Raw genomic sequence first — 245 nt, 5'->3', positions numbered from 1 at the left:
AGAGGAACCGGTTGCGCGGCGCCGGGGCGTGGAAGATGAACTTGTGGACCAGGTGCTCCTGCGGGGCGTAGGTGATCACCCCGATCGCCAGCCACAGCGGCGTCCAGGCGTCGAAGCCGATCGACGCCGCGGCGGCGAGCGAGACGACCGAGGTGGTCAGGAAGATCAGGTTGCCCCGGCATCCGAGGAAGCGGCGGAGCGCGTCGGCGTACATCAGGCCTCTCCCCTCTCCATGGCCAGGACCT

1 protein-coding gene is annotated in these 245 nt (G+C 69.0%); it reads right to left on the bottom strand.

Going from position 1 to position 245, the window contains the following annotated elements; genetic code table 11:
* A partial coding sequence (locus R0J92_RS25695) for a hypothetical protein (RefSeq protein WP_411053771.1) occupies positions 1 to 214 on the bottom strand: 214 nt, incomplete at its 3' end.
* Between the last annotated feature and the right edge of the window lie 31 nt (positions 215 to 245).

The sequence above is a fragment of the Tritonibacter sp. SIMBA_163 genome (genome assembly GCF_046535935.1).
GTDB classification, from domain to species: Bacteria; Pseudomonadota; Alphaproteobacteria; order Rhodobacterales; family Rhodobacteraceae; genus Epibacterium; species Epibacterium scottomollicae.
Note: the sequence above shows the minus strand (reverse complement) of the source record. Positions and strands in the feature narration are given on the sequence as shown.